The sequence below is a fragment of the Yinghuangia aomiensis genome (assembly GCF_039542225.1).
Classification (GTDB): domain Bacteria; phylum Actinomycetota; class Actinomycetes; order Streptomycetales; family Streptomycetaceae; genus Yinghuangia; species Yinghuangia aomiensis.
The window spans coordinates 56,967-64,220 of the sequence record NZ_BAABHS010000043.1 but is presented as its reverse complement, the minus strand read 5'-3'; the positions used below and the strand labels follow the sequence as shown (position 1 = coordinate 64,220).

Here is a 7,254-nt window from a genome sequence, read left to right as displayed (position 1 = left end):
TCATGGCTCGCCGGCTGCCGCCGCCTGCACCGCCGCTACGAACGCAAGCCCGAACACTTCCTCGCCTTCACCGCCATCGCCTGCACCCTCATTTGCTATCGCAGACTCACCAAATGAGATGACGTCTTACCCGAGCCCTCGGGCCGAAGGTCCGACGCCCAGGGCCCAAGGCTTACAAGGCTTGCAAGGCTTGCAAGGCTTACAAGGCGGAGCTGGAACGCCCACAACGGTGCCAGACAAAGCCCCCTTTCGGGAGGACGCACGACACGATCAGCCGAATACGCGCGTCGCGCGAGTTGCGCGCCTACCTGGGTTGCGCGGTTTACACACGCGGCCGATCCCGCACTCGGCCGACGCCGCGCTCCCATCCCAACACCGCTGCATCATCCGACCGTCCGTACCCGCAGCACCCGATCGCACCGCCCCACAGTCCCCTTCACCACCTCCCCATTGGGCCGATCGCTCCGCTCCACCCAATCCCGCGCCGCTGCCGCAGCCCGCCCGCCGGTCCGCTGCCGTGCGAACAACCGCTGCTCCCGTACCTCGTCGGGCGCATCGACGTACCACAGCACGTCCAGATGACGGCGCACCGCCCGCCACTCCGGCGCATCCACGGCGAGGTAATTCCCCTCCGCCACCACCAGCCGCACCGACGGCGCCACGACATGCCGAGCGGCGATCGGCTGATCCACCACCCGGTCGTAATCCGGCACGAACACGTCGTGCCCCGGCTCACTCACCAACCGCCCGAGCAGCGCCGCGTACCCCCACGCATCGAACGTCTGCGGCGCCCCCTTGCGCTCCAACCATCCGATCCGCGCCAGCTGTTCGTTCGACAGATGGAACCCGTCCATCGGCACGTACGCCGCGACTCCCGGCCCCAGCACACCCCCGACCCCGTCCACCAACGCCCGCGCCAACGTCGACTTCCCCGCCCCCGGCGCCCCGACCAGCCCGACCACCATCCGGCCACTCCCGCGCCGCCGGACGAGCGCCACCAACTCACCCGCCAACTCGTCCGCGGTGACGTCCTCCACCACCCCGCTCACTCCCACACCGCGGCCGCGGCCTCCGCACACGCCACGTCATCCGCCGCATCCGGAGCCCCGGTCACCCCCACACCCCCGACAACCCGCCCCTCCCACCACAACGGCACCCCACCGCCGAACACCACGTACCGCCCCCCACTGGCCGCCTGCAGCCCGTACAACCCACCCCCAGGCGCCGCAGCCTCCGTCAACTCATGCGTCGCGCAACTATTCGCCACCGCCGTATACGCCTTCCCCACCGCCAACTCAGGCCCGGCAATCTCCGCCCCGTCCATCCGCTGAAACGCGACGAGATTTCCCCCGGCGTCGACCACCCCGACCGACACCCGCACCCCCCGCCGGCCGGCCGCCGCCAACGCCGCCGCACACATCGAGCCGGCTTCCGCCAGCGTCACCACCCGCATGAACTCCATCGTCATGGCGGAGATCATCCCACCGAGACCCCGGTTCGAACGCGGCCGCAAGGCGGCCCAAGGCGAGCACAAACGACCGACAAAACGATCAACTTGTGATCGATATCAGGCCCTTGCCTGTCGTTCTATGAACAGGCAACCAAATGATTCACTCGAAGGAGTTAAGGTCGCTCCGAGCCGAGGGCGTCGGGCCCGGAGATGCCCCCGCCTATGCTCGGAAACCGATCAGTGGACGACCGCGATGGGGTGCGCGGTCCGGTGGTGAGGCGGGGCATGACCGACTGGCAGTTCGACGTACCGACATCCGGATCCAAGCGGCTGCGGCCGGACGCGCGGTACATGGATGCCCTGACCAGTCAGGGGTACGGATTCGAGGTCGCGATTGCCGACCTCGTCGACAACTCGATCGACGCCGGCGCGCAGGACGTCGTCGTGCACTTTCTTCGCGACGGCGACCACCTGGTCAGCCTGCTGGTCGTCGACGACGGCGCCGGGATGGACGAGTCCGCCCTCGACGTCGCGATGACCGTGGGGGGCCGTCGCGACTACGCGGCCGACGCGCTGGGGATGTTCGGCACCGGTCTCAAGTCGGCCTCGCTGAGCCACGCGACGGCGTTGACCGTGGTCACCAAGACGAAGCGCAGTCGTCCCATCGGACGTCGTTGGCGGATGGAACAGGCACGCACGGACTTCCTCTGCGACATCGTCGAACCGGATTACGCCCAGACGTTGTTGGATCGCTATGCCGACCGTCCGATCACGTGGCAGGGCACGGTCGTGCGCTGGGACGGGGTGAAGGACTTCCCGAAGCACGGCGACCTTGGGCAGACCGATCGCTACCTGCACCGGGTGATCGACAAGCTCGGTCTGCATCTGGGACTGTATCTGCACCGGTTCCTGGCAAGGCCGGACTTCAACATCACGATCGCCGTCGAGGACGTCCGCTCGGGCGTGGTGTACATGGAGTACGGCGTCGAGCCGTTGGACCCGTTCGGGTACCCGATGCCCGGTCGTCCCGGGTATCCCCGGGAGTTCCGGGCGAACCTCGGCGATGTCGGCGAACTTCCCCTGGCCGCGCACATCTGGCCGGCCAAGTCGAGCATGCCGGAGTACCGCGCGCACGGCAGCGTGTTGGAGCGTCAGGGTTTCTACTTCTACCGCAACGACCGCCTCGTCCAGGCGGGTGGATGGAACGGGTTTCGGCAGCCCGAACAGCATTTCTCCCTCGCCCGGGTCGCGATCGATCTTCCGGTGCACTCCGGGGACCTCTTCCGACTTACCGTGAAGAAGGCAGGAGTGGAGACGGCCCCGATTTTCGCCGTGGCCGTCGAAGAGTCGGCCGACGGTGACGGTCGCGCCTTCGTCGATTATCTGGGCGATGCGGAGGGCGCGTACCGCGAGGCGCGCAAGCGGGCAGGTGTCGAGCGCAAGCCGGTGATTCCGCCGGGGATGGGCTTCGAACCGGCTCTGCGCAAGGCCATGGATGCCGAGCTTCCCTTTGTCGAGGGGGAGGAGCCGGTGTCGATTCGGTGGCGGTTCATCGACGCGGACACGTTCTTCGAACTCGACCGCGAGGATCACGTCATCTACCTGAATCAGCAGTATCGGCCGACGTTGTTGGGCGGTCGGCCGGGTGGACTGAACGATTTGCCGCTGTTGAAGGCGTTGCTCTATTTGCTGTTGCACAAGGTGTTCGAGTCGGAGATGCAGGGGCCGCGCGAGCGGGACAACTTGGCGCTGTGGCAGAGCATTCTCGTGGCGGCCGCGAAGAGCGAGATGGGGTTGATCGAGTCTTGACGGGCATGGGGCCGTCGGTCGACCGGGCGCACGCGTACGGAGCCTGGGGCGAGATCGCGGGATGTCTCGCGTCCGGCGTCGGACGGCGGATACCGCTGGACCGGGGTGCGCCGTACGTCGAGTACTTCGTGGACGATCACGCGGCGCGTGTCGGGCTGCGGGTCGAGATCCGGCCGGGTGATCGTCTGCCGTCCTCGCCGATGGCGGCGATCCGGGTGGCCAAGGTGCAGCAGGACGGTCGACGGTTGATGGAGCTGTCGACGACGGAATCCGGGCTGTTCCGAGACTTCCACGACCTGCTGGCGGGTGTGGCCGAACGCGTGCGCGCGGGGACGGCACCGACCCTGGCGTTGACGCAGACGCTTCGGTCCTGGTCGGAACTGCTGGCCCGGATCGGTGGTTTGCCCGCGAGCGAGCGTCTGGGGCTGCTCGGCGAGCTGCACGTGTTGGAACGTCTCGCCACCGTGTACGGGTGGCCGACGGCTGTGGAAGCGTGGCGTGCCGGGGCGGGCGAGGAGCACGACTTCGGTTTGCCGGAAGCGGATCTCGAAGTGAAGACGACGGCCTTGGAACGGCGCGTGCACCACATCGGGAGCACCACGCAGCTGGTTCCCACGCCCGGCCGTGAGCTTCTTTTCTGTTCGTTGCAGTTCACCCGGGGTGGCGCGGCCGGAACGTCGTTGGCGGAGCGAATCGAGGGCGTTCGCAAGCGCATCGGTGTGGAAGCCCCCGCGATGTTCGAGGCGTTCGAAGCAGCGCTTCGGTCGTGGGGGTGGCTGCCGGAGCATGCGCGCTTGCCCGACGAGCGGTGGGTCTTGCGGACATCGCCCCTGATGCTGGCCGTGGACGCCGCTTTTCCTCGGTTGACGCCCGACGCGTTCGATCTGCCGGTGGCCGTCCGGTCGCGGCTGGTCGACGTTTCCTACCGCATCGACGTCACCGACATGGCGCCTGCGGGCGGCGCGGTTGCGTCGCTCTTTTCCGACGTGGCCCGAGGAGGCTTCGAGGGATGACCACCGATCCGTTGTATCTCGTGCACGAGGCCGCGCTGTCCGTGATGCGGCGGAAACCGCGGGCGTTGGCACGGGCCTTGGAGTTTGCCGCGGAAGAGGTGGAGCCGGTTCCGGACCTGGACGAGGCGTACTTCCGCGCGCGGCTCGGCCAGGGGTCGGCCGGGGATCCGTTGCTCATCCTGTGGCGGGGGGCGTTGTCGGCCTGGGACGTGGACACGGAGCCGGTGTGGACCGATCGTCCGGCTCGGACGTGGGAGCGGCGGGCGGCGCTGTACGGCGTGTTGGGGGTGGACGACGGCACGGCGAAGTTGCTGGACGCGGTGGCGCCGGTGGCGACGGAGGCCGGGCCCACGGTCATCAGCGACGACTTCACGCCGTGGTACGACCCCAAGCGTGCGGGGTGGTACTGGCCCGCCTACCGGCGGTTGCTGATCGAGAGCAAGCGGTGGAAGCCCGAGTCCGTGGCGGCATTGGACGAGGCGACGACGCGTGTCGTGGAACGTCTTGCCGACCCGACGGCGGCGGAGGCGTACCAGTCCAAGGGGTTGGTCGTCGGCTACGTGCAGAGCGGCAAGACGGCGAACTTCACCGGTGTCGTGGCGAAGGCGATGGACGCCGGCTATCGGCTGGTCATCGTGTTGGGCGGCACGCTGAACCTGCTGCGTGGTCAGACTCAGCGTCGCCTGGACATGGAGCTGGTGGGTGAGGAGAACATCCTGCGGGGACGGGATCGCGACGATCCGGCCGTGTGGGAGGACCTCGACTACGGCGACGACCGTGAATGGCACGAAGGCAGGTTTTTGCGGCACGGGTGTCTGCCTTCGCTGATGGGTGCGTTCGACATCGAACGGCTGACCACCCGCGACGACGACTACAAGCGGTTGCGGGCCGGCATCTCGGCGTTGGACTTCGAGAAGACCCGGCCGGAGTATCCGCTTTACCACCCGGACAATCTACACGCCAGCAAGGCGCGGCTGATGGTGGTGAAGAAGAACAAGGCGGTGTTGACGAAGCTGCTGAAGGATCTGGGGAAGATCCACACGCCGTTGGATCAGATTCCGGTGCTGATCGTCGACGACGAGTCCGATCAGGCGTCCGTCAACACGTCGAATCCCAAGAAGTGGCGGGACGGGCAGGCGGATCGGACGGCGATCAACGGGCTGCTCGCGCAGTTGCTCGCCCGGCTGCCGCGGGCCCAGTACGTGGGGTACACGGCGACGCCGTTCGCGAACGTGTTCATCGACCCGTCGGATGCGGTGGACATTTTCCCGAAGGACTTCATCATTTCCCTGCAGCGTCCCGACGGCTACATGGGCGTGCGGGATTTCCACGACCTCGATTCGGACGTCCCGGTGGAGGCGCGGACGATCGCGAACTCGCAGGAGGCGGCGCATGTTCGGGGCGTCGAGCTGTCGGACGATCTGGACGACACTTGGTTGCAGCAGGCGTTGGACATGTATGTCCTGTCCGGTGCGGTGAAGCTGTATCGGGAAGCGCACAATCCGGCGCTGGGCGACGGGTATTTCCGGCATCACACGATGCTGGTGCACGAGTCGGTGCGGGTCGCGGAGCATCGGGAGCTGTCCCATCGTCTGACCAAACTGTGGTACGACTCGGCGTATACGGGATCACAGGGGCATGCCCGCCTCAGAGCCTTGTTCGACAGGGATATGCGACCGGTGTCGGAGTTCCACGCGGCCGGTCAGCCGACGCCGACGAGTTTCGACGAGTTGATTCCGTGCCTGGGGCCGGTCATCGTCCGGGTCGGTGGCGACGGCAATCCGGTGATCACCGTGAACGGTGACGCCGACGTGGAAAAGGGTACGGCCGACTTCGACAAGCGACCGATCTGGAAGATCCTGGTCGGTGGTACGAAGCTGTCGCGTGGCTTCACGGTCGAGGGACTGACCGTGACGTATTACCGGCGGACCACGGCACAGGCCGACACGCTCATGCAGATGGGCCGATGGTTCGGGTTCCGCCACGGCTATCGGGATCTGGTGCGGTTGTACATCGGGCGTTCGGAGGCGTTCGGCACCAAGACGGTCGACCTGTACGACGCCTTCGAGGCGATCTGTCGGGACGAGGAAGTCTTCCGCGGCGAGCTGCACCGGTACGCGGAGTCGGTCGACGGCCGGCCGCAGGTGACACCGGCCCAAGTGCCGCCGTTGGTGGCGCAACACCTGCCGTGGCTTCGTCCCACGGGCGTGAACAAGATGTACAACGCCGAACTCGTGGAGATCCGGTCGCCCGGGGAGCCGATCGAGCCGACGGCATATCCGGAGAAGCCGAAGGACAAGGCGCACAACACGCAGCTGTGGCGGCCCTTCCTGGACCGGTTGGGGGCGCAGGTCGAGTTCACCTACGTCAACGACGTGACGGCGTCGACGCGCCCCTTCCTGGCCCGCACGGCCGTCGTGTCGCATGACGAGCTGTTGTCGGTGTTGGAGCAGTCGAGGTGGTGGGATCCCTCGCGGTTTGAACCGCATCTGGCGTATCTGCGGAGTCTCGACGCAAGCCAGATCGCCGACTGGGTGTTGCTGGTGCCGTCGCAGACCGCGACCGGCGCGTTGCAGGCCTCCGTCGGCGGCTCGGTGCCGTTGTCCCTGGCCCGCCGTCGCCGTCGCCGTCCCCCGTTGTTCGGTGCCGTGTCCGAGTCGTTCCACCGGCAGACCCCGAAGCGCATCGCGGGTTTGGCGGTGCCGGGGCCCGACCCGGCCGCGGAGGCGCTGCGGGGCCCGGGGCGGGGCGCTCTGGTGCTGTATCCGGTCGTGGAGGCGGATTCCGCCTCGGCGGCACGCGAGCTGGTGCGTGCGGACGGGTCGATCCGCCCGGAGGACCTGGTCATGGGCTTCCTGATGGTTCCGCCCCCGTCTGCGGAGGGGACCGGGCCGGCCCGGGTGCGCTTCCGCGCGCGCAATTCCGAGAAGGCGGGACAGGCCGTTGTCGACGTCGACGGGGCCGGCCGTTGACGGAGAATAG

General features: G+C 67.5%; 5 protein-coding genes and 1 pseudogene. 4 read left to right on the top strand and 2 right to left on the bottom strand.

Features of this window, described 5'->3' with window-relative positions:
• Positions 1-117 (top strand): annotated as a pseudogene (locus tag ABEA93_RS36580) (IS5/IS1182 family transposase); the annotation flags it as partial.
• Positions 118-383: 266 nt separating this feature from the next.
• Here ABEA93_RS36580 and ABEA93_RS36575 read toward each other — a convergent pair.
• Positions 384-1,040 carry a nucleoside/nucleotide kinase family protein gene (locus ABEA93_RS36575; RefSeq protein ID WP_345680259.1) on the bottom strand — a complete coding sequence of 219 codons (657 nt, stop codon included), beginning with the start codon at positions 1,038-1,040 and terminating at the stop codon, positions 384-386.
• A 5-nt stretch (positions 1,041-1,045) separates the two neighbouring features.
• Positions 1,046-1,468, bottom strand: a complete 423-nt coding sequence (locus ABEA93_RS36570) for a GlcG/HbpS family heme-binding protein (protein WP_345680258.1) — start codon at positions 1,466-1,468, stop codon at positions 1,046-1,048.
• Between the two features lie 267 nt (positions 1,469-1,735).
• Here ABEA93_RS36570 and ABEA93_RS36565 point away from each other — a divergent pair, with 267 nt between their 5' ends.
• Genes ABEA93_RS36565 through ABEA93_RS36555 form a run of 3 tightly spaced genes read left to right on the top strand, consistent with a single transcriptional unit; the run spans position 1,736 to position 7,244 of the window.
• Positions 1,736-3,259 (top strand): ATP-binding protein, encoded by a 1,524-nt coding sequence (locus ABEA93_RS36565; RefSeq protein WP_345680262.1) that lies wholly within the window; start codon positions 1,736-1,738, stop codon positions 3,257-3,259.
• A 5-nt stretch (positions 3,260-3,264) separates the two neighbouring features.
• Positions 3,265-4,272, top strand: a complete 1,008-nt coding sequence (locus ABEA93_RS36560; protein WP_345680257.1) for a PD-(D/E)XK motif protein — start codon at positions 3,265-3,267, stop codon at positions 4,270-4,272.
• Positions 4,269-7,244, top strand: a complete 2,976-nt coding sequence (locus ABEA93_RS36555; RefSeq protein ID WP_345680261.1) for a Z1 domain-containing protein — start codon at positions 4,269-4,271, stop codon at positions 7,242-7,244. The genes ABEA93_RS36560 and ABEA93_RS36555 overlap by 4 nt, the downstream gene beginning before the upstream one ends.
• The last annotated feature ends 10 nt before the right edge of the window (positions 7,245-7,254 follow it).

Bases quoted from the DNA above. Each gene is read 5' to 3' on its own strand.
- ABEA93_RS36570 (WP_345680258.1), bottom strand. From the start codon at position 1,468: ATGACGATGGAGTTCATGCGGGTGGTGACGCTGGCGGAAGCCGGCTCG.
- ABEA93_RS36565 (WP_345680262.1), top strand. From the start codon at position 1,736: ATGACCGACTGGCAGTTCGACGTACCGACATCCGGATCCAAGCGGCTG.
- ABEA93_RS36560 (WP_345680257.1), top strand. From the start codon at position 3,265: ATGGGGCCGTCGGTCGACCGGGCGCACGCGTACGGAGCCTGGGGCGAG.
- ABEA93_RS36555 (WP_345680261.1), top strand. From the start codon at position 4,269: ATGACCACCGATCCGTTGTATCTCGTGCACGAGGCCGCGCTGTCCGTG.